Annotated in this window: 14 protein-coding genes; 5 read left to right on the forward strand and 9 right to left on the reverse strand. The window is 69.7% G+C overall.

Annotation, left to right across the window (positions count from 1 at the left end):
- Positions 1-54: 54 nt before the first annotated feature.
- The 4 genes from xdhA (at position 55) to guaD (ending at position 6376) form a co-directional block, all read left to right on the forward strand.
- Positions 55-1551, forward strand: a complete 1497-nt coding sequence (gene xdhA, locus GRB96_RS11570) for a xanthine dehydrogenase small subunit (RefSeq protein ID WP_161432288.1) — start codon at positions 55-57, stop codon at positions 1549-1551.
- Positions 1535-4036 (forward strand): xanthine dehydrogenase molybdopterin binding subunit, encoded by a 2502-nt coding sequence (gene xdhB, locus GRB96_RS11575; RefSeq protein WP_161432289.1) that lies wholly within the window; start codon positions 1535-1537, stop codon positions 4034-4036. The genes xdhA and xdhB overlap by 17 nt, the downstream gene beginning before the upstream one ends.
- Positions 4033-4878 carry a xanthine dehydrogenase accessory protein XdhC gene (xdhC, locus tag GRB96_RS11580; protein ID WP_161432290.1) on the forward strand — a complete coding sequence of 282 codons (846 nt, stop codon included), beginning with the start codon at positions 4033-4035 and terminating at the stop codon, positions 4876-4878. Before xdhB ends, xdhC begins: the two co-directional genes overlap by 4 nt.
- A 181-nt stretch (positions 4879-5059) precedes the next feature.
- Positions 5060-6376: a guanine deaminase gene (guaD, locus tag GRB96_RS11585; protein WP_161432291.1), complete on the forward strand. Its 1317-nt coding sequence runs from the start codon at positions 5060-5062 to the stop codon at positions 6374-6376.
- Positions 6377-6379: 3 nt separating this feature from the next.
- Here the strand turns inward: guaD and GRB96_RS11590 are convergent, their stop codons facing one another.
- Complete coding sequence (locus GRB96_RS11590; RefSeq protein ID WP_161432292.1) at positions 6380-6979, reverse strand: protein-methionine-sulfoxide reductase heme-binding subunit MsrQ; 600 nt, start codon at positions 6977-6979, stop codon at positions 6380-6382.
- 14 nt (positions 6980-6993) lie between these two features.
- Positions 6994-7959, reverse strand: a complete 966-nt coding sequence (gene msrP / locus GRB96_RS11595; protein ID WP_161432293.1) for a protein-methionine-sulfoxide reductase catalytic subunit MsrP — start codon at positions 7957-7959, stop codon at positions 6994-6996.
- A gap of 232 nt (positions 7960-8191) precedes the next feature.
- Between msrP and GRB96_RS11600 the strand changes: the two genes are divergently transcribed.
- Positions 8192-9181 (forward strand): cytochrome-c peroxidase, encoded by a 990-nt coding sequence (locus GRB96_RS11600; protein ID WP_161432294.1) that lies wholly within the window; start codon positions 8192-8194, stop codon positions 9179-9181.
- Between the two features lie 137 nt (positions 9182-9318).
- On the opposite strand, the gene GRB96_RS11605 is transcribed toward GRB96_RS11600, so the two are convergent.
- The 7 genes from GRB96_RS11605 to GRB96_RS11635 form a co-directional block, all read right to left on the reverse strand.
- Positions 9319-10311 (reverse strand): adenosine deaminase, encoded by a 993-nt coding sequence (locus GRB96_RS11605; protein WP_161432295.1) that lies wholly within the window; start codon positions 10309-10311, stop codon positions 9319-9321.
- A 103-nt stretch (positions 10312-10414) separates the two neighbouring features.
- The gene (locus GRB96_RS11610) at positions 10415-12394 is read right to left on the reverse strand and encodes a DUF4139 domain-containing protein (RefSeq protein WP_161432296.1); all 1980 of its coding nucleotides are present in this window, start codon (positions 12392-12394) and stop codon (positions 10415-10417) included.
- A gap of 39 nt (positions 12395-12433) precedes the next feature.
- Positions 12434-14161 (reverse strand): thiol reductant ABC exporter subunit CydC, encoded by a 1728-nt coding sequence (gene cydC, locus GRB96_RS11615; RefSeq protein ID WP_240894158.1) that lies wholly within the window; start codon positions 14159-14161, stop codon positions 12434-12436.
- A complete protein-coding gene (gene cydD / locus GRB96_RS11620; protein ID WP_338074034.1) occupies positions 14158-15831 on the reverse strand; it encodes a thiol reductant ABC exporter subunit CydD in 1674 nt (557 codons plus the stop codon). The genes cydC and cydD overlap by 4 nt, the downstream gene beginning before the upstream one ends.
- Positions 15832-15834: 3 nt before the next feature.
- Positions 15835-16836, reverse strand: coding sequence for a cytochrome d ubiquinol oxidase subunit II (gene cydB, locus GRB96_RS11625; RefSeq protein ID WP_161432297.1), 1002 nt, complete (start codon positions 16834-16836; stop codon positions 15835-15837).
- 1 nt (position 16837) lies between these two features.
- Entirely contained in the window at positions 16838-18250 is a 1413-nt protein-coding gene (locus GRB96_RS11630) for a cytochrome ubiquinol oxidase subunit I (protein ID WP_161432298.1), read from the reverse strand.
- A gap of 286 nt (positions 18251-18536) precedes the next feature.
- Positions 18537-19520: a calcium/sodium antiporter gene (locus GRB96_RS11635; protein WP_161432299.1), complete on the reverse strand. Its 984-nt coding sequence runs from the start codon at positions 19518-19520 to the stop codon at positions 18537-18539.
- Positions 19521-19635 lie beyond the last annotated feature (115 nt).

Here is a 19635-nt window from a genome sequence, read left to right on the forward strand (position 1 = left end):
GGTCGCAACAACGAGTCGCAATCAACAGTCGCAATCAAGAACAGAGACAACACGATGATCGACTTCCTGCTCAACGGGCAGCCCCGCCGGTGCGAGGCCTCGCCCGACACCAGCGTGCTCGAGCTCCTGCGCGACACCCTGGGCCAGACCGGCACCAAGGAGGGTTGCGCCTCTGGCGACTGCGGCGCCTGCACCGTGGCCATCGGCGAGCCCGATGCCGATGGCAAGACCCGCTACCACGCCGCCAACGCCTGCATCACCCCGGCCCACCAGCTACAGGGCCGCGCCCTGGTCACCGTGGAAGGCCTGGCCCGGGGCGAGACCCTGCACCCCGCCCAGGCGGCCATGGTCGAGCACCACGGCAGCCAGTGTGGCTTCTGCACCCCGGGCATCGTGATGTCGCTCTTCACCCTGCATGAAAGCCAGCGACGAGGAGATGGAGAGCGTCCGGCGCCCCTGACCCCGGAGCGTCTGGAGGCGGCGCTTGGCGGCAACCTCTGCCGCTGCACCGGCTACCGCCCGATCCGCGATGCGGCGCTGGCCATGGGCGACTATCCCGAGGCGCGCGCCGAGTGGCTCGACCTCGCCGTGGATGCCGCAGCCCCGCCGCAGGAGGCAGCGCCCGAGGCGGCCTTCGTCCAGCCCACGACCCTGGAGGCACTGGTCGCCGAGCGCCGCGCCCACCCCGAGGCGCCGCTCGTCGCCGGCGGCACCGACCTGTGGCTCGAGGTGACCCAGCGCCTTGCCCGCTTCCCGCGGGTGGTAGACGTCACCCGGGTGGCCGAGCTCGCTACCCTCGAGGAAACCACCCTCGCGGATGGCCGCGCCGGCTGGTGGATCGGCGGCGCGGTGACCTGTGCGCGGCTCGAGCCGCTGCTCGCCGAGCACTACCCGGCCTTCGCCCACCTGCTGCATCGTCTGGGCTCGGCCCAGGTGCGCAACCGCGGTACCCTGGGCGGCAACATCGCCAACGCCTCCCCCATCGGCGATACCCCGCCGGTGCTGCTCGCCCTGGGCGCGCGGCTGTGGCTCGCCGGACCGAAGGGTGAACGCGAGCTGCCCCTCGACGACTTCTTCCTCGACTACAAGAAGACCGCCCTGAACCAGGACAGGGAGTGCGAAGGCGAGGTGATCCGCGCCATCTTCCTGCCCAGGCCAGAGGCGGGACGACACCTGAAGGTCTGGAAGCTCTCCAAGCGGCGCGAGGACGATATCTCTGCGGTGCTCGGAGCCTTCGCCTGGCGCCTCGAGGAGGGCGTGCTGCGCGACGTGCGCCTCGCCTTCGGCGGCATGGCGGCGACCCCCAAGCGCGCCGCGGCCGCCGAGGCGGCCCTGGAGGGGCAGGCGCCCAGCGAGGCGTCCTTCGCGGCGGCCCGTGCCGCCCTTGCGGAGGACTTCCAGCCCATGAGCGATGTGCGTGGCAGCGCCGATTACCGCCGCCTCTCCGCCGCCAACCTGCTCGAACGCCTGCGCCTGGTGGTGACCGCCGATGGCCAGGACACGACTTCCACCAGCGCCCGGGAGGTGATGCTCGATGCGTACGCTCACTAGGCTTTCGACCCAGGCGCCCGAAGCCGCGCCGGCTCAGGCACCCGACACCCGCCCCGATGACCTCGATAGCAACGCCGCCGCGGCACGCCGCGACCTCGAGGGGCGTATCCAGGGCTCGGGCCCGGTCGCTCGCGAGACCCTGGGCCAGGGCGGCGCCGGCAGCGCCCGTGCCCACGAGAGCGCCATCAAGCACGTCACCGGCCGGGCCGCCTATATCGACGACCTCAAGGTGCCGGCGGACTGCCTGCACCTGGCGCTCGCCCTCTCGCCGGTGGCCCATGGCCGCCTGACCCGCCTCGATCTCGACCGGGTCCGCGCCCTGCCCGGCGTGGTGGACGCCGTGGGCTTTCCCGACGTGCCCGGCCACACCGATATCGGGCCGGTCTTCCCCGGCGACCCGCTCTTCGTGGAGGAGGAGGTCAGCTACGCCGGCCAGGTGCTCTTCGCGGTGGCCGCCGAGAGCCATCGCGCCGCCCGGGAGGCGGTGAAGGCGGCCCTTGATGCCGGCGTCGTGGAGATCGATGAGCACCCGGCAAGCCTCGATGCGGTGGCCGCTACCGAGCGCGGCGAGTTCGTGCGCCCCACACATGTGCAGGAGCGCGGCGACTGGGCGGCCAGCCTGGAGGACGCCGCACTGACGGTGATCGGCGAGCAGTTCGTCGGCGGCCAGGAGCACTTCTACCTGGAGGGCCAGGCCTGCCTGGTCACCCCCACCGAGGACGAGGGCGTGGTGGTGCACACCTCCAACCAGCATCCCAGCGAGACCCAGAAGCTGGTGGCCGAGGTGCTGGGCGTACCCCTGCATGCGGTTACCGTGGAGGTGCGCCGCATGGGCGGCGGCTTCGGCGGCAAGGAGACCCAGGCCTCGCCCTGGGCCTGCATGGCCGCCCTGGTCAGCCGTCGTACCGGCCGTGCGGCCAAGCTGCGCCTGCCCCGCGGCGAGGACATGCGCGTTACCGGCAAGCGCCACCCCTTCCACAACCGCTACCGGCTGGGGGTGGACGCGCAGGGCGTGATCCAGGGCGGCGAGATCACCGTGATCGGCGACTGCGGTTACTCGCCGGACCTCTCGGATGCCATCGTCGACCGCGCCATGTTCCACGCCGACAACGCCTACTCCCTGGGCCAGGCGCGGGTCACCGGCCACCGGGCGCGTACCCATTTCGCCTCCAACACCGCCTTCCGCGGCTTCGGCGGCCCCCAGGGGATGATGGTGATCGAGGCGGCCATGGACGACATCGCCCGGCGCGTGGGCGAGGACCCGCTGACCATCCGCAAGCGCAACCTCTATCGCCAGGGTCGGGACGTTACCCACTACGGCCAGAGCGTGGAGCAGCTCGGCCTGCTGCATGAGCTGGTGGCGCGGCTGGAGGCGAGCAGCGACTACTGGACACGCCGTAGCGAGATCGCCGCCTTCAACGCCCAGAGCCCGGTGGTCAAGCGCGGCCTGGCGCTCACTCCGGTGAAGTTCGGCATCTCCTTCACCGCCCAGCACCTCAACCAGGCGGGCGCCCTGCTCCACGTCTATACCGACGGCAGCGTGCAGATCAACCACGGCGGCACCGAGATGGGCCAGGGCCTGCACACCAAGATCTGCCAGGTGGTGGCCCGGGAGCTGGGCCTCGACCTCGACGCCGTGCGCATTACCGCCACGCGCACGGACAAGGTGCCCAACACCTCGCCCACCGCCGCCTCCAGCGGCGCCGACCTCAACGGCATGGCCGCCCGGGACGCCTGCCTGAGGCTCAAGGAGCGCCTGTTCGACTTCGCCGCCGAGCACTTTTATCAAGGGCATGCCCTCGACCGCGAGGGCATGCGCCTGGAGGACGGCCACCTGGTGGCGGGCTGGGGTAAGAGCGAGCGGCGCATCCCCTGGGGCGAGCTGGTGCAGACGGCCTACTTCGGGCGGGTCTCGCTTTCCGAGAAGGGCTTCTACGCCACGCCGCTGATCCACTACGACCGCCAGACTGGCCAGGGGCGCCCCTTCTACTACTACGCCTTCGGCGCCGCGGTGGCCGAGGTGCGCGTGGACACCCTGAGCGGCGAGTACCGGGTAGAGGGAGTCGACATCCTCCACGACGTGGGTGACTCCCTCAATCCGGCCATCGACGCCGGCCAGGTGGAGGGCGGCTTCATCCAGGGCATGGGCTGGCTCACCAGCGAGGAGCTCAGGTGGAACGAGGGCGGACGACTGATCTCCGATGGCCCGGCCACCTACAAGATCCCCACCTTCGGTGACCTGCCGCCGCGCTTCAATGTCGCGCTGATGGAGGGCCACCCCAACTCCATGGCGAGCCTCTACCGCTCCAAGGCGGTGGGCGAGCCGCCCTTCATGCTGGCCATCTCGGTATGGTCGGCGCTGCGCGACGCCCTGGCGAGCCTCACCGACTACCGCGAGTCGCCGCGGCTGGACACCCCGGCCACCCCGGAGCGGGTCTTGATGGCCGCCGAGGCGCTGCGCCACCGCGGGGAGTCGACGCCATGAGCGCCCATGCCGAGAGCTGGCATGCCGCCCTGCACCGGCTGCAGCGCGAGGGGGTGCCCCACGCCCTGGCCACCCAGGTGACCAGCGCCGGCTCCACCCCGCGGGAGCCCGGGGCGCGGATGGTGATCACCGCGGATGCCGTCTTCGATACCCTGGGTGGTGGCACCTTCGAGTGGCAGACCATCGAGGCGGCCCGCCGCCGCCTTGAGCACGGCGAGCCCGGCATGAGCCTGGAGGCCTTCAGCCTCGGCGGGCGCAGCGGCCAGTGCTGTGGCGGCTTCGTCAACGTGCTGCTCGAGGTCTTCCCGGGCAGCCCCGTGACCCTGGTGCTGTTCGGCGCCGGCCACGTCGGCCGCGAGATCGTGCGGCTGGCCGAGCCCCTGGGCTGGCAGCTCCTCTGGCACGACAGCCGCGACGACGCCTTCCCGGCCTGGGCCGACGAGATCCCGCGCCTGGAGTGCCGGCGCACCACGGACCCGACCGCCGCCGTGGCCGAGCTGCCAGCCGGCAGCCACGCCTTGGTGATGACCCATGACCACGCCGAGGATCGCGACCTGGTGGACGCCCTGCTCAAGCGCGACGACACGGCCTCGCTGGGCCTGATCGGATCGAAAAGCAAGTGGGCCAGCTTCCGCTCGCGGCTGTCAGACGCCGGCCATGACGCCGAGTCGCTGGCCCGGGTGCGCTGCCCGATCGGCATGTCGACAGGGGGGACGGGCGGCGACAAGCGCCCCTACGCCATCGCCCTGGCCACTCTCGCCGAGCTGCTGCCGCTGACCGCCGACGCTGAGCGCCCCGACCAGCGCGGCCTGGACCCCGCCGTGCTGCGTGACCTGTTCTAGCCGGCGACCCCGAACGATCCACCGAGCCGCGACAACGATGGCCAGCGGGCGCCGGGAATAGGCCGAAGAGGAGGTCATTTGCCAAGGATGGCAAATGTAGCGTCCAGGGAAGGATTCACAGCGCCTCCTCGAAGGCCTGTTGCCGGATGAGCCCGATGGCGGTAACAAACGAGCCCAAAAGATGACGAACAACGACTCGCGCGTGCTGCGCGCCGAACTGCTGAGCTTCGATGCCGACCCCGGCGACGACGATACCCCGGCACCGGGCAGCGTGCGCCACCACCCCGATGGCGCAGTATGGATCGAGAACGGCCGCATCCGCGCCGTGGACGACTACGCCGCCCTGGCCCCCGAACTGCCGCCGGGCATCGAGGTGGTCGACCACCGCGGCAAGCTGATCAGCCCCGGCTTTATCGACAGCCATGTCCACTACGTGCAGCTGGAGATCATCGCCTCCTACGGGCGACAGCTGCTCGACTGGCTGAACGACTACACCTTCCCCGAGGAGCTGCGCTTCGCCGACCCCGACCACGCCGCCGCACTCTCCGAGGCCTTCCTCGACGAGCTGCTGCGGGTCGGCACCACCACCGCCCAGGTGTTCTGCTCGAGCCACCCCACCTCGGTGGACGCCTTCTTCGCGGCGAGCCACCGCCGCGGCCTCTGCATGCTGGCCGGCAAGGTGCTGATGGACCGCCACGCGCCTGAGGGGCTCACCGACGATGTCGTGGGCGGCATCCGCGACAGCGAGCGTCTGATCAGCGACTGGCACGGCAAGGGGCGGCTAGGCTACAGCCTGACCCCGCGCTTCGCCCCCACCTCCACCCGCGCGCAGCTCGACGCCACAGGCGCGCTGCTGCGCAACGACGAAAGCCTCTGGCTGCAGACCCACCTCGCCGAGAACACCGGCGAGCTCGACTGGGTAGCCGAGCTCTTCCCCGGCAGCCGCGACTACCTCGAGGTCTACGAGCGCTCCGGCCTGGTGGGGCCGCGCAGCACCTTCGCCCACGGCATCCACCTCGACCAGGAGATGCGCGGGCGGCTCGCCGAGCGCGGCGCCAACCTCGCCTTCTGCCCCAGCTCCAACCTCTTCCTGGGCAGCGGGCTCTTCGACCGCCAGGCCGCCCGGCAGATGGGGCTCAATGTCACCTACGCCAGTGACGTGGGGGGCGGCACCGACCTCTCGGGGCTCGCCACGCTCAAGGCCGCCTACCAGGTGGGCCAGCTGCGCGGCCAGCCGCTCACCGCCTGGCAGGGCCTCTATGGCCTGACCCTGGGCAACGCCCGGGCGCTCTCGCTGGATGACCGCATCGGCCGCCTGGCGCCGGGCATGGATGCCGACCTGGTGGTGCTCGACCCCGCCGCCACGCCACTGCTGGCGCGGCGCACCGCGCGCAGCCGGAGCCTGGCCGAGACCCTCTTCGCGCTGATGATGATGGGCGACGACCGTAGCGTGGCCGAGACCTGGGCAGGCGGCCGGCTCCAGCATCAGCATGACTAGGCACTATTGGCGATGGCGGGCGGCATCCACCAGCCGGAACAGGATCAGGGCGGCGACCACGGCGACCACCAGCATCGGCAGGCGATAGTCGGCCCGGGTCAGGATCCACAGGTGGGTGGCAGCCAGCGCCGCCGAGACGTAGACCAGGCGATGCAGCCAGTGCCAGGCGCGCTCCCCCATGGCCTGACGCACTCGCCGGAAGGAGGTGAGCGCCAGGGGCACCAGCAACACAAGGCCCACCACTCCGTAGCGCACATAGGGAAGGTCCTGCATGTCGTGCCAGATCCACTCCCAGGCCCAGTATTGTTCCAGCCCCATCCACGCCAGGGCGTGGGCACAGAGCCAGGCGAAGGCCCATAGCCCCACCTGGCGTCGAGCGATCATGATGCCTACCCAGCCGGTGAGCCGGAAGGCGGGGCTGAAGGCGATGGTGGCCAGCAGCAGGGCCAGGCCGATGCGCCCGGTCAGGTGCACCATCGCCTCCTCGGGGACGACGCCGAGGTCATCCTGCCCCCAGCGCCAGGCGAGCCACAGCGCCGGCAGCAGGCCGGACGTCAGCACCAGCAGGCGGAACATCAGCACCGGGCCCTTGGCGATCGACATGCGACTCCCCGTCGTCAGAAGTGCTCGTTCAGGTCCATACCGGCGTAGAGCCCGGCGACCTCCTCGGCATAGCCGTTGAACATCAGCGTCTCGCGCTTGCCGCGCTCGCCGATACGCCGCTCCCGGGCCTGGCTCCACCGCGGGTGATCCACCTCGGGATTGACGTTGGCGTAGAAGCCATACTCCTCGGGGTTCTGCTCCATCCAGGCGCTCACCGGCCGCTCCTCGGTGAGGGTGATGCGCACCACCGCCTTGATGCTCTTGAAACCGTACTTCCAGGGCACCACCAGGCGGATCGGTGCGCCGTTCTGGTTGGGCATCACCTCGCCGTACATGCCCACCGCCAGCAGGGTAAGCGGATGCATCGCCTCGTCGATACGCAGCGCCTCACGGTAGGGCCAGTCGAGGATCGAGCTCTTCTGGCCACGCAGGTTCTCGGGGTCATGGATCGACTCGAAGTGCACGTAGCGGGCCCTTGAGGTGGGAGCATGGCGCTTGAGCAGGTCGGCCAGCGGGAAGCCGACCCAGGGAATCACCATGGACCACGCCTCGACGCAGCGCAGCCGATAGATACGCTCCTCCAGGGTCTCACGCTTCAGCACCTCCTCCAGCGCCAGGGTGCCGGGCTTGCCCACCTCGCCATCGATGGTGAGTGACCAGGGGTCGGTAATCAGCTTGTGGGCATAGACCTCGGGATCACTCTTGCGGACCCCGAGCTCGTAGAAGTTGTTGTAGGCGGTGGCATCCTTGCGGTGCGTAAGGGTCTCGCCACCGGCGAATCCACGTGATGGCAGGTCGCCTTCGAGCCTGTCGGCCAGGCTCTCCTGCCAGGCGTAGGCGCTGCTCGGCAGCAGCAGCCCCGGCGCCAACGCCGCGGCGCCCAGGGCCGCCCCGCCCTGGATAAAGCGCCGTCGCTGGCGAAACAGCTCTCTTGGCGTCACCTCGGATTCGGCAATGACGGGGTAGCGGTAACGGGCCATGGCATCTCTCCCATAGGAAGGAATATCGCGCCAGCTTCCATGACCCGGCGTGACCGGTCCAGACGGCAATCCCTATCGGGGCAATTTCTTGATGCAGGTCAAGCAACCCCCTTGTCCGACCGTTGTACTGGGTTGATTAGTATCAGGCCAGCTGCCTAACTGGCTGATAGAACGTTAACCATCGATTAACGGCTTCACTGCCTGACGGGTCATTACACAAAGGGGAATCATCATGTACAACAAGCGCCTGCTGGCCACGGCCGTCACCATCGGTTCGGCCCTCGCCATCTCGACCCCGGCCCTGGCCGATGACGGCCTCGGCGACTATCGCGACCGCTTCGAACCGCTGCCGCACCTGCCGGCGATTCCGGCGGACAACTCCCTCACCGACGCCAAGGTGGAGCTCGGTAACATGCTGTTCTTCGAGCCACGCATCTCCTCCAGCGGGGTGATCAGCTGCGCCACTTGCCATAACCCGGCGCTGGGCTGGACCGACCGTATCCCGCGGGCCACCGGCCACGACGGCCAGATCGGCGAGCGCAACACCCCCACGGTGCTCAACTCCGGCTTCCTGGGCTCGCAGTTCTGGGATGGCCGCGAGCCGGACCTGGAGGGCCAGGCAGTCGGTCCCATCGAGGCCGACGTGGAGATGGCCATGGATCTGGATCAGGCCCTGGAGCGCCTGGAGGGGTTCGAGGTCTACGAGCAGAAGTTCGCCGCGGCCTTCCCGGACGATGAGGACCCGATCAGCGCCGATAACCTGGCCCACGCCATCGCCAGCTTCGAGCGCACCCTCAATACCCCGGACTCGCCCTTCGACCGTTACCTGCACGGCGATCTGGACGCCCTGAGCGACCAGCAGAAGGACGGCATGGTGGCCTTCGTGGACAACGGTTGCATCGCCTGCCACCGCGGCCCGGCGCTGACCGACAGCCAGTTCCACCGCATCCAGGTACCCGGCTCCACCGATGTCGGCCGCTTCGACGTCACCGGCGAGGAGAGCGACCGCCATCGCTTCCGCACCCCGACCCTGCGCAACGTGGCAGTCACCTACCCCTACATGAACAACGGCGCCACCGAGACCCTCGAGGAGGCCGTGGCCATCATGGGTAAGGAGATGCTGGGTCGCGACTTCGAGGAGCAGACCATCGCCGACATCACCGCCTTCCTGCACAGCCTGACCGGCGAGCAGCCAGACTACGAGGTGCCGGCCCTGCCGTGACCCTGGCGCCGGGCTGTTGCGGCCCGGCCCTTGAGGAACATGGAATGCAACGCGGCCCCGAGGAGCTGTCCCGGGGCCGCGTCGTGTTTCGCGACCGTGTTACACCACTCGTCGTGAGGTAGTGTGCGAGCCAGCGCCTACGCCTCGGCCAGCAGCCGGCGCAGCTCGTCGCGGCGGGCCTCGTCGACGAAGGCCGCCTCGATGGCGTTGCCGGCCAGGCGGCGGAAGGTGGCCTCGTCCCAGCCGAAGGCACGCTGGCAGGCGAGGAAGTTCTCCAGCATGCCACCACCGAAGTAGGCCGGGTCATCGGAGTTGAGGGTGACATTGAGCCCCTCGGCGAGCAGGCGCGGCAGCGGGTGATCCTCGAGGCGTTCGACCACCTTGAGGCGCACATTGGAGAGCGGGCAGACGGTGAGTACCGTCTGCTCATCACGCAGCCGGGCGACCAGCTCGGGATCCTCCAGGCAGCGCACCCCGTGGTCGATGCGACACACGCCGAGGTGGTCAAGTGCCCCGCGGATATAGGCGGGAGGCCCCTCCTCGCCGGCATGGGCCACCCGCGGGATACCCAGGCACCGGGCCCGCTCGAATACCTCGGCAAACTTCTCCGGCGGGTTGCCCTGCTCGGCGCTGTCCAGCCCCACGGCGTCGAGCATCTCCCAGTAGGGGGCGGCCTCCTCCAGCACCTTGAGCGCCTCGTCGGCGTCGCGGTCGCGCAGGAAGGCCATGATCAGGGCGGTGGAGAGCCCCAGTTCGCGGGCGGCCTCACGTCGCGCCAGGGAGAGCCCCTCCATCACCACCTGAAGCTCGATGCCACGCGCCAGGTGCGCCTGGGGGTCGAAGTGCATCTCCACGTGAACCACCCCCTCGGCGTGGGCGCGTCGGAAGTAGTCCATGGCCAGGTCGTGGAAGTCCTGGGCGGTCTGCAGCACGCTCATGCCCTGGTAGTAGAGGTCCAGAAAGGACTGCAGGTCCGAGAAGTCGTAGGCGGCGCGCACATCCTCCACCGTGGCATAAGGCAGCGCGATCCCGTTGCGCTCGGCCAGGGCGAACATCAGCTCGGGCTCCAGCGAGCCCTCGATATGCAGGTGCAGCTCGGCCTTGGGCAGGCGGGTCAGGAAATCACGCATGGTTCGTCTCGCTCTCCTCGGATCCTATCATCACATCCTGATAGAAAGCGGGCCGCCGCGCAAAGCCCCGGCCGTCAACGCCCTCTTGAGCGTATCAACGCCCTCATGGCAGCCGGCGCAGGGTCTCGGCCAGCGCCTCGCGCCGCCGCTCTCGCTCCTGCTCGGCGCGCTGGCGCTGATCCTCCAGCTCGGCAATGCGCTCCTCCTGGGCCTTGAGGTCGGCCAGGTAGCGCTGGCCGAGCTCGTTGTCGGTACCCACCACCGCCAGGTTGTCGCGGATGCGAGCCTGGCCCTCGCCGGCCCGCCCGAGCCCTTGCTCGATACGCTCGAGTTCACGCTCCACCTCGGCCAGGGCCCGGCGCCGCTCCAGCACCGCCTCCAGCTGCGCGGCGGTATCCCCCTCGGCGGCATCGCGCCACTCCACCAGTTGCGCCACTCCGGCATCGACCAGGGCCACGCTCTGGCGGCGAGTCAGCGTCTCCAGGGCCTCCACCTCGCCACTCTCACCGGCGGCCAGGGTCAGTGCCAGGCGACGATGGTTCGGCGTGCTCTCGACCAGGGCGTCGGAGGCAAACTCCCACCCCTCGCGGCGCGGATGCTCGATCAGCACCTCACGGCTCTCGCGGGCATCGTTTTCCACGGCATAGCGGGTCAGGCGCCGGGACTGGTGGGTGACGCGCAGCGCGCCGTCGACGATCACCATTCGCTCGAGCCGCTCCTCGGGACGGGTGCTCTCCACCACCCGCACCTGGCGGTCGGCGGCGAAACTGGCCAGCCGCGACTCACCGGCCGGGATGCCGGGCAGGTTGACGTCCCCGACGTGGCCGACCCGAGCCTCGTAGACGGTCACCAGGCCGGGCGGCAGCCAGGCATCGGTGGTGTTCTCCAGGCGAACCGCAGCCACCGGATGGCGCTCGCCGCGCTCGGGCTGGTAGAGCGACACGCGCCGAGCGGGCACCTCGGCGTCGATATAGGGCAGCGACAGGGTGCGCCCCGCGGCGAGGTCGACCGCGTCGGGCAGCCGCCAGGTGGCGGCAGTCGCGCTCTCGACCACTTCGGGACGCGATGCCGGAGCCGCCGGCGCCGCTACGCTGCGGCTCACCGCCGCATCACCATAGGCCATCATGGATTCGGCCTTGGCACCCCCCAGGGAATCCATGGCACCCTCGTCGGGCCGCACCGGGGCGGTGGCATCGGCGCTGACCGGCACCTCCGGCCGAGACGCCCAGTAGCGCTCCAGCAGGCGCTGGGTCAGGGTCACCGGGGCGCCGCTGGAGAGGGTCAGGGCCACGTCATCCCAGTCGCTGCCGCTGGCGTTCTCGACCACCGACCAGGCCTGCAGACGCGCGGCGTCATCGGCCTCGAGCAGAAGGCGGTAGGCGCTCTTCCATACCGGGGCGGCCACCACATAGGTCAGCGACACCTCGCGCTCACCCTCGCCATCGAGCTCGATGGCGATGCGGCGCATCTCCTCGGTGCGTGCCCGACCGCTGACCTCGGCGGCCTCGCCCAGGCGTTCACGCAGGGCACTATCCAGTACCTCCAGCCGCGCATCATCTCCCAGGCGCAGCGTCGCCACGCCACCCTCGGCATCGAGCAGCGAAAGGGTGCGTACGCGGTGCCCCTCCTCGTCGGGTTCGCTCTCCGCCACCCCCAGCAGCAGCCCCTCGAGGCGCTGACCGCCGGAGCTGACCCGCACCTCCACGCCCTGCAGGGTCGCGGCCAGGCGGGCCACCGAGCCCAGGTCATCGGGACCGAAGGGTAGCCGACGGAAGGTCTCCTCCAGGGTCGCCAGGCCATCGAGGCTGAGGCCCCGGATGCGGCCACCGGGGTCCCGGACGACGAGGCTCTTGAGTACATCGTTGACCTGCTCGAGGGGCACCTCCAGGTAGAGGGTCCCGTCGCCGTCCAGGCGAGCGCTGCGCTGAACCTCGGCCAGGCCACCGGAGGAGAGGGTCACCGCCTCCACCGGCAGCTCCTCGGCCAGGACCGAGCCCAGTGGCCACACGGTGACCAGGGCGGCGGCGATACGAAGCGTGGAGTGGCGGCGATCTCGCCGGGTGGCTGCGTCCCTGACACGCATGGTCGTCTCCTTGGGTAGGCCGATTCGAAAAAAACTGGTTCAGGTATAGCCTGCCAGCCGGCCTTCGACCAGCGTCAGGCGCCGATCGATCCCCGGCGGGTCGAAAGCCCCGTCATCCAGCTGGTGCATCAGGAAGATCACGCTGCGCCCGGCCAGCCAGGCATCCAGGCGCGGCTTGAGGCGTGCCACGGTGCCGGCGTCCAGCCCGGCGAAGGGTTCGTCGAGCAGCACCAGATCGGGGTCCAGCAGGTGCAATCTTGCCAGGGCGAGGCGCCGCGCCTGACCGCCGGAGAGGCGCCGGCCACCCTCGCCCACCCGTGTCGCAAGCCCTTCGGGAAGGGCCTCCGCCCAGGCCGCCAGCTCGACCCAGGCCAGCGCCGCCCACAGCTCGCCCTCCACCGCATCGGGCCTGGCCAGGCGTAGGTTGGCGGACAGGCTGTCATCGATCAGGTCGATGCGCTGGGTCAGCGCCGCCACGCGGCGACGCAGTTCGGCCTCGGGCCAGGCCGGGAGCGCCACCCCGCCCAGCCGGATCTCGCCGCCGGAGGGCTGGAGCTGGCGCAGCAGCAGCGCCGCCACGCTCGACTTGCCTGCCCCCGAGGCACCGCACAGCGCCAGCCTCTCGCCGGGCTCCAGGCGCAGCGAAAGCCCCTCGAGGGCCGCCAGGGGCGCCCCGGGGTAGTGCAGCGAGACGCCCTGCACTGCGACCGAGAGGGGCCCGGGAGGTGGCGGCTCACCCGCCGTCGCTTCGCTCCTGCCCGCGGCCTGGCGCAGGCCGCTGAGCCTAGCTGCCGCGCCACGGGTGGCCCCCAGCCAGGTGAAGGCGGCGGGAAGCCCGGCCAGCGCCTCGCTCATGGCCAGCACCGCCAGGGGCATCATCACCGCCAGGGGGCCCGAGAGTGCCCCGGCCTGCCAGGCCGTGGCGGCGAGCCAGAGCGCGGCGAGCGCCGCCGCCCCGACCAGCAGGACAGACAGGGCATTGCCCAGCGCTACCAGGGTGCCGAGCCGACGCTGGTCACGGTAGAGCCCGGCCTCCAGGGTCTCGAGGCGCCGACGCTGAGCGTCCAGGGCTCCGTAGGCCTCGAGCTCCGCCAGCCCCTGCAGCTGTTCCACGAGGCGCCCTCTCAGCGCCTCGCGGTCCTCGACCTGGCGCCGGCTGGCGGCCATGCCCAGGCGAGCCTGGCCGACCACCAGCCAGGCCCAGCCGACCAACAGCAGACCACCCGCGGCGAGTCCCGCCGCCGGCGCCCACAGGGCGAGGAAGCCTGCCAAGCCGAGGATCGCCAGCAGCGCCACCGCGGCGGGTGCCAGCAGGCGCAGGAAGAGGCTGTCCAGGGCGTCGATATCGGCGGTCAGCCGGTTGAGCCAGTCGCTGGCGCGACGCTGCGCCAGGGCATGGGCGTCGAGGCCGGCGACCACAGCGAACAGTCGCCCGCGCAGGTCCGCGAGCAGGCGCAGCACCGTGTCGTGGTTGTAGAGCCGCTCCAGGTAGCGAGCCACGGTACGGGTCACCGCAAAGGTGCGGATGCCGCCCCCCGGCAGGTAGACATCCAGGCGCGCCGCCACGCCTGCGGCCAGCAGTAGCCCGGTGAGACCGGTGGCGGTGATGAACCAGCCAGACAGCGCCAGCAGGCCGATGGCGGAGACCAGGGTCAACGCCATCAACCCCGCCCCGCCAGCCAGCCGTCCTCGATGGCGAGCCAGCATGGCCAGCCAGGGCGCGAGCTCAGACAGCAGGCCTCGATGGCCCTCGCCGGGTCGACTCATGGCGATGCTCCTGTGTCTGTCTCCAGTGCCAGGCACCGGTCGGCCAGCGCCATCAGCGCCGGATGGTGGGTGGCGATGACCAGGCAGCGGCCCTGCTCGGCGAGCTCACCAAGTGCGGCGATGACCCGCGCCTCGGTATCGGCGTCGAGACTCGCCGTGGGCTCGTCGAGCAGCACCAACGGGGCGTCGGACAGGAAGATCCTGGCCAGTGCCAGGCGTTGGGCCTGCCCGCCGGAGAGCCCGGCGCCGCGCTCCCCCACGACGGTGGCCAGGCCTTCCGGCAGCCGCGCCAGCAACTCGCCCAGGCCGGCATGCTGCAGCGCCGCGACCAGGCGGGCATCGTCCGCCTCTGGGGCGGCCAGGCGCAGGTTGTCGGCCAGGCTACCCTGGATCAGCAGCGGGCGCTGGTCCATCCAGGCGAAAGTCAGGCCCGGGGCCGTCCGCCTCCGCCCCTCGTTTGGGCCCAGGAAGCCGGCAAGCAGCTGCAGCAGCGTGGACTTCCCCCCGCCCGAGGGAGCGGTGACCGCCACCACCTCGCCGGGCACCAGCGTCAGGTCCAGGGGCCCCAGCACGCGACCGCGCCCGGGGTAGTCGACGCAGGCGCCCTCGAGGCGCACCAGCTCCCCCGTCGGCGCCGGATCGGTCTTCTCGGACACGCCACGCAGCGACTCGACATCCGCGTCGAGCAGCGCCACCAGGCCATCGGCCGCCCCCAGGGCCGCGGCACGGTCGTGATAGTGCTGGGAGAGCACGCGCAGCGGCTGGAAGAACTCCGGGGCGAGCAGCAGCACCAGCAGGCCGCTGTAGAGGGTCAGCTCGGGCGAGGGGCCATAGCCGATATAACCGAGCAGGCCGAAGCCGACATAGATCGCCACCACGGCGATGGCCACCGAAGCGAAGAACTCCAGCACCGCCGAGGAGAGGAAGGCCACGCGCAGGGTGCGCAGGCTGCGGCGGCGATAGTCATCGGCGGCGGCATGGACCTCGTCGGTCGCCTCCCGGGTGCGACCGAAGAGCTGCAGGGTGCTGACCGCCCGGACCCGGTCGATGAAGTGGCCGGAGAGCCGCGATACCGCCTCGAACTGCTCACGATTGAGGCGCTCGGCCCCCATGCCCACCAGGGCCATGAACAGGGGGATCAGCGGTGCCGAGAGCACCAGGAAGAGCGCCGCCAGCCAGTCGAGCCAAGCCACTGCGGCGAGCACCAGCAGCGGCTGGATGATCGCGAGGAGCCGCTGGGGTCGATAGCGCGCCACATAGCCGTCCAGCGCCTCCACCTGCTCGACCAGCTGGCTGGCCAGAGACGCCGAGTGGCGTGAGGCAAGCCCCGCCGGTCCCAGGCGCGCCAGGTGATCGAGCAGTTCGGCACGTACCCGATGACGCAGGGCCAGGCTGGCGGCAACTCCCAGGCGCTCCTGGGCGAAAAGCGCCAGGCTGCGTACCCCCAGCAGCCCCAGCATGCCCAGCGCCAGGGGAGCCAGGTCGAAGACCGGCACCTCGGCGACAAGCAGTTCGCTGACGAAGCGGGCGAGCAGCGCCAGCTGCCCCAGGGTCGCCAGGGTGGCGGCCATCCCGGCGGCGACCGCCAGGCCGAGGCGAACACGCTCCGCGGCGGCATGCGCGGCCAGCCACCGGGACGCGTCCCCGGTGGCATTGCGGCGATCGGCCACCGCCTAGTGGTAGCCGTCGCCGGGACGGACCTTGCCGCGGAACACCCAGTAGGTCCAGGCGGTGTAGGCCAGGACGATGGGGATCACGAAGAGCACGCCGATCAGCAGGAAGAGCTGCGACTCGGGCGCCGAGGCGGCATCCCAGATCGTGTAGTTGGGAGGCACGATCACCGGCCACTTGCTGGCCACCAGGCCCAGGTAGGTGAAGATGAACAGCCCCAGGGTGGCGATGAACGGCTGGCCCTCCTGGCGACGGTAGACCGCCATCACCAGCCAGGCGGCACAGGCCAGAGCCAGGGTCGGCAGAATCCAGATCAGGTGGATATGGTTGAACCAGCGCTCGAACACCGCGGGGTCCACCAGCGGCGTCCAGAAACTGATCATGGCGAAGGCGGATAGCACCGCCAGCAGCAGGGCCGGGGTGATGCGATAGGCCCAGCGCTGCACCTCGCCTTCCGACTTGAGGATCAGCCAGGTGGCACCGAGCAGCGCATAGCCCGTCATCAGGCTGATGCCGGTGAGCACCGCGAAGGGGGACAGCCAGTCCAGGGCACCGCCTACGAACACGAAGTCCTCCACCGGGAAGCCCTCGATATAGGCACCCACCACGGCCCCCTGGGCGAAGGCGGCCACCGCGGAGCCCCAGCAGAAGGCGCGGTTCCACCACACCCGGTTGCGCCGCGACTTGAAGCGGAACTCGAAGGCTATGCCGCGGAAGATCAGCCCGGCCAGCATCAGGAAGACCCCGATATAGAGCGCCGGCAGGTAGACCGAATAGACCAGCGGGAAGGCGCCCAGCAGGCCGGCCCCACCCAGCACCAGCCAGGTCTCGTTGCCGTCCCACACCGGGGCCACGGAGTTCATCATCACGTCCCGGGCCTCCTCGTTCGGCGCGAAGGGATAGAGGATGCCGAGGCCGAGGTCGAAGCCATCCATGAGCACATACATGATCACGCCGAAGCCGATGATCAGCGCCCAGATCACGGAGAGGTCGAAGGATTCCATGTCACTGCCTCCAGGTCGGTGCCGCATCGTCATCGAAGCGGGCGTTGGCTGCCGAGAAGGGACGCTTGGCGTGATGGGCCTCGCCGGAATCATCCCCCGATTCGGGCAACATGCCCTGGCGTACCACGCGGGTCAGGTAATAGAGGCCGCAGGCGAACACCACGGCATAAACCGCCATGTAGCCGAGCAGGGTAAACAGCGCCATGCCGCCGGTCAGAGACGGAGTCACGCCCTCGGCATGGGTCATGACACCGTAGACCAGCCAGGGTGCGCGTCCGGTCTCGGTGACGAACCAGCCGGCCAGCACCGCGACGAAGGGCGTCACGCTCATCACGCGCAGCGTCTGCAGGAAGCCGCGATGCCGATAGACGCGGCCTCCGCGGCGCAGCCACAGACCGACCAGGGCGACACCGATCATCAGGAAGCCCAGCCCCACCATGACCCGGAACGACCAGAACACCAGCCACACCGGCGGCTGCTCCTCCGGCGGCACCTCGCTGATGCCCGGCACCTCGCCATCGGCATGGTGGGTCAGGATCAGGCTCGCCAGGCTGGGAATGCCGATCTCGAAGAGATTCTCCTGGGCCAGCTGGTCGGGCCAGGCGGCCAGCAGCAGCGGCACGTTGGGCCCGGTCTCCCAGTTGCCCTCCATGGCGGCCACCTTGGTGGGCTGGTGCTCCAGGGTATTGAGGCCGTGGAAGTCGCCGATCACCGCCTGGGCGGGGGTCAGCACCAGCAGCAGCCACAGGCACATGGATAGCGCCCGGCGGTTGGCCTCGACGTCACGGCCGATCAGCAGGTACCAGGCGCTGACACCCGCCACCACGAAGCCACCGGTGACGAATGACGCCATCACCTTGTGCGAGAAGCGCCACGGGAAGGAGGGATTGAAGATCGCCGCCGCCCAGTCGGTGATATGGAAGCGGCCATCGATCAGTTCGGCACCGGCCGGGGTCTGCATCCAGCTGTTGGCGGAGAGGATCCAGAACGAGGAGATGAAGGTGCCCAGCGCCACCATGATCGAGGCGAACAGGTGCACCCCCTGGGGCACCTTGCCGCGACCGAACAGCAGTACCCCGAGGAAGGCCGCCTCCAGGAAGAAGGCCGTGACCACCTCGTAGCTGAGCATCGGCCCCATGAAGTTGGCGGTGGCATAGGAGAAGTTGCTCCAGTTGGTGCCGAACTGGAAGGACATCACGATGCCCGACACCACCCCCATGCCGAACACCACGGCGAAGACCCGCGTCCAGAACAGCGCAAGGCGGTCCCAGGCGGGATTTTCGGTCTTGTAGAAGAGGCCGTTGAGCACGGCGATATAGGACGCCAGGCCGATGGTGAACACCGGGAAGATGGCGTGGAAGGAGACCACGAAGGCGAATTGCAATCGCGACAGCAGGAGAGGATCCAATTCCATGACGCTTGCCTCGTTACGCAGGTAACTCGAGAAGGTCGCAAGGGATGCGGATGCGCCGCTGGCGCATTGTGCTTCGGGAACCGACAGCCGCCGGTACCGTGACGCATTCCTCCTGGACACCAAGGGGACAGGCAAAGCCTAGCAGGCCCGAGAAAAATGAGGAGCGCTCCTTAAATAACCCGGACAGCTAAGCTTATTCCTTTCCCAAGATCAGCATACGCCTATTCGCCACTGAGCGGACAGCGCTGGCAACGCTTTCCGGGGTGTCTCGTTGTCGCAGCCTGCCTCAGCCGGCACCGCCGCTGATCACCAGGTTCACCATCCAGCCAGTGTAGGCGATGAACATCGAGAGCAGCACCGCCCCTTCATAGCGGTTGATGCGTCCCTCGCGCCCCCGCCAGCCCATGGCGAACACCCCCAGCAGGACCGTCATGACGGTCATCAGGCTCCAGTCGCGCAGCAGCACCTCACTGCCCACCTCGATGGGATGAATCACCGCCGCGAGGCCCACCACGCCCAGGGTGTTGAAAAGGTTGGAGCCGACCACGTTGCCCAGCACCAGGTCGTGCTCACGGCGACGCAGTGCGCTGATCGACGAGGCGAGTTCGGGCAGCGAGGTGCCCACCGCCACCACGGTCAGGCCGATGATCAGGTCGCTGACCCCGAAGCCCTGGGCAATGGCCACGGCCCCCCACACCAGCACGCGCGAGCTGATCACCAGCAGCACCAGGCCGACACCGGTCCAGATCAGGCCGACCTTCAGGCTCATGGGGTGGACCTGCAGGCTCTCCTCGGTCTCGGCGGCCAGCGGGTCCGCGCCCTCGCCGCGGGCCCGCCAGATGCTGACACCCATGAAGGCGGCCAGCAGCACCAGCAGCAGCCCCCCCTCCAGGCGACCGATCATGCCTCCCCACATCAGCAGTGCCGAGAGAAGCGTCACCGCCCCCAGCACCGGCAGTTCGCGACGCACCACCGAGGAGTGCACCGCCAGCGGTGAGACCAACGCCACCAGTCCCAGGATCAGGCCGATGTTGGCGATATTGGAGCCGTAGGCGTTGCCCAGCGCCAGGCCGGGATTGCCCTGCCCCGCCGCCAGCGCCGAGACCACCAGCTCAGGCGCGGAGGTGCCGAAACCGATCACCAGCATGCCGATAAGCAGGGGGGAGAGCCCCAGGCGCGCGGAGGTCGCCGCCGCACCATCGACGAAGCGCTCGGCGCTCCACACCAGCAGGATCAATCCTGCCACTACCGCCACTGCGGGTAGGATCATCGTATCGTTCCCGTTACATTCAGGTTTGCATGTTGGAATATGGTAGTGCCCGCGGGGACGTGTCACACTTTCCACCTGCCCACGGCCCGGCGAGTGTACGCCGGCGCCCGGCATC

Origin of the sequence: Halomonas alimentaria (assembly GCF_009902005.1) — a bacterium.
Taxonomy (GTDB): Bacteria; Pseudomonadota; Gammaproteobacteria; order Pseudomonadales; family Halomonadaceae; genus Halomonas; species Halomonas alimentaria.

Coding starts and splice junctions, on each gene's coding strand:
- xdhA (WP_161432288.1), top strand. CDS start 55: ATGATCGACTTCCTGCTCAACGGGCAGCCCCGCCGGTGCGAGGCCTCG.
- xdhB (WP_161432289.1), top strand. CDS start 1,535: ATGCGTACGCTCACTAGGCTTTCGACCCAGGCGCCCGAAGCCGCGCCG.
- xdhC (WP_161432290.1), top strand. CDS start 4,033: ATGAGCGCCCATGCCGAGAGCTGGCATGCCGCCCTGCACCGGCTGCAG.
- guaD (WP_161432291.1), top strand. CDS start 5,060: ATGACGAACAACGACTCGCGCGTGCTGCGCGCCGAACTGCTGAGCTTC.
- GRB96_RS11590 (WP_161432292.1), bottom strand. CDS start 6,979: ATGTCGATCGCCAAGGGCCCGGTGCTGATGTTCCGCCTGCTGGTGCTG.
- msrP (WP_161432293.1), bottom strand. CDS start 7,959: ATGGCCCGTTACCGCTACCCCGTCATTGCCGAATCCGAGGTGACGCCA.
- GRB96_RS11600 (WP_161432294.1), top strand. CDS start 8,192: ATGTACAACAAGCGCCTGCTGGCCACGGCCGTCACCATCGGTTCGGCC.
- GRB96_RS11605 (WP_161432295.1), bottom strand. CDS start 10,311: ATGCGTGATTTCCTGACCCGCCTGCCCAAGGCCGAGCTGCACCTGCAT.
- GRB96_RS11610 (WP_161432296.1), bottom strand. CDS start 12,394: ATGCGTGTCAGGGACGCAGCCACCCGGCGAGATCGCCGCCACTCCACG.
- cydC (WP_240894158.1), bottom strand. CDS start 14,161: ATGAGTCGACCCGGCGAGGGCCATCGAGGCCTGCTGTCTGAGCTCGCG.
- cydB (WP_161432297.1), bottom strand. CDS start 16,836: ATGGAATCCTTCGACCTCTCCGTGATCTGGGCGCTGATCATCGGCTTC.
- GRB96_RS11630 (WP_161432298.1), bottom strand. CDS start 18,250: ATGGAATTGGATCCTCTCCTGCTGTCGCGATTGCAATTCGCCTTCGTG.
- GRB96_RS11635 (WP_161432299.1), bottom strand. CDS start 19,520: ATGATCCTACCCGCAGTGGCGGTAGTGGCAGGATTGATCCTGCTGGTG.